3 protein-coding genes are annotated in these 1727 nt (G+C 67.8%); 2 read left to right on the top strand and 1 reads right to left on the bottom strand.

Annotated features, from left to right (window positions below):
* A partial coding sequence (locus ABT300_RS43835) for a TetR/AcrR family transcriptional regulator (RefSeq protein WP_351688718.1) occupies positions 1-311 on the bottom strand: 311 nt, incomplete at its 3' end.
* Positions 312-412: 101 nt separating this feature from the next.
* Between ABT300_RS43835 and ABT300_RS43830 the strand changes: the two genes are divergently transcribed.
* A complete protein-coding gene (locus ABT300_RS43830; protein ID WP_351688716.1) occupies positions 413-724 on the top strand; it encodes a hypothetical protein in 312 nt (103 codons plus the stop codon).
* Between the two features lie 84 nt (positions 725-808).
* Positions 809-1531 carry a VOC family protein gene (locus ABT300_RS43825; RefSeq protein WP_351688713.1) on the top strand — a complete coding sequence of 241 codons (723 nt, stop codon included), beginning with the start codon at positions 809-811 and terminating at the stop codon, positions 1529-1531.
* The last annotated feature ends 196 nt before the right edge of the window (positions 1532-1727 follow it).

Here is a 1727-nt window from a genome sequence, read left to right as displayed (position 1 = left end):
GCCGCGATTGCGCAGCCGCCGCCCCCGGCGGACGCCTGCACCACGGGGCGGACGTTGCCGAGGAACGCCTCCACGACTTCGCGTGGCGTGCGGGCCGGCAGTTCGTGCAGGTGGCTGCGGACGTCTTCTGCGTTGCGGCGGGCGGCTTCGAGTGCGAGTTGCTGTTTGCCGCCCGGGAAATGGTGATAGATCGCTCCGCGCGCGGCACCGCTCTCGGCCAGGACGTCGGTGAAAGACATCGCGGCCAGGCCGTGGCGCTGCAGCAGTCCGATTGCTGCGCTGATCATGCGGGACTTCGTGTCCGCGGCCATCGCGACCCCCTTGACTAGTACGACCATCCTAGTTCATGCTCGCCCCGCTAGGACGCACGTACTAGTGGCGTGGGCGGGACAGCCCCCGAAACCGGAGGTTCGTGATGGGCAAGACCTTTCTCTACACCGAGATCCAGGCGGCAGTGCCGTTCGATCGGTTCGACTGGCACCAGATCAACGCGGCACTGAAGACCGCGCCGGGCCTGATCCGCAAGACGTGGCTGTCCGGGATCGGCACCCACACCATCGGTGGCTTCTACGAGTTCGACAGCGCCGAGAACGCCCTGGCCTTCGCCCAGGGCCCCTTCGCCGAAGAAGCCCGCCGGGCCGGAGCCCCGGCAACGACACGACTGTTCGACGGCGACATCGTCAAGGACGCCAGCATCGACCTGAACTCGCCCTACTACACCTGACACCGCAGGGCGCCGCGGAGTCAGCTCTGGACACCGCCTCGCTCCGCTGCCTGGGCGAGGCGGTCCCAACAAAGAGGCATCTCGATGAACATCACGCGACACGCCGAGAACACCGTGAGCTGGATCGACCTCGGCACTCCCGACACGGAGGCGACGACGGCCTTCTACAACGCGCTGTTCGGCTGGACCGTCGCCCAACCGGACCCCAACGGCTACCGGCTCTGCACGCTGCGCGGACATCTCGTCGCCGCCCTGGGGCCGGCCGAGGACGCAGGCGCACCCTACTGGACGATCAACGTCACCGTGTCGGACATCCAAGCCACCGCCACCCGCTTCACGAACCTGGGCGCCCGGATCATCGTGGCCCCCACCGAAGTCGGGACGCTCGGCCGCTACGCCGTCGCTCTCGACCCCGTCGGCGCACCACTGTCACTCTGGCAGCCCGGCACCCACACCGGCATGCAGCTGAACCACGAACCGGGCACCTTCGCCGGCATCAGCCTGCTCACCGACCACTCCGCGGATGCCGCCGCCTTCTACCGACCAGCACTGCACTGGAACTCCAACCCTGAGCGCACCGAGTTCCGGTTGCCGGACAACTCCATCGCCGCCACCGGCAAGCCTCCGGGGAAACCGACAGTGCAGCGATCACTCTGGCTGGTCAGCTTCGCCACCAACAGACCCGATGCCGACGCCAAGCAGGCCCGACAGCTCGGTGCGACCCAAGTTCGCCAGGACTCCAACGGAGACCTGGTCATGCGCGATCCCACCGGCGCTCTGTTCGGCCTTACCCAGCACGTCCGATAGTCCCGCTCCGCCCGAACGCGTTGTCCCAGGCAATCGCGCACCAAGTTGTTAGGACGGTCGGTGTGCGCTCACCAGGAGCGTGTCGGCGGTGCGGGGCCCGCCGGTGGCGGGCAGGACGTCGACGGTGATGCGGGTGAATCCTGCCGCGTCGAGCAGCTTGGCCCATACGTGTTCCTGAAGGACCCAGCGCCGCATC

This window comes from Streptomyces sp. NPDC001027, assembly GCF_040299045.1.
Taxonomy (GTDB): Bacteria; Actinomycetota; Actinomycetes; order Streptomycetales; family Streptomycetaceae; genus Streptomyces.
This window is presented reverse-complemented; position numbering and strand designations above follow the sequence as displayed.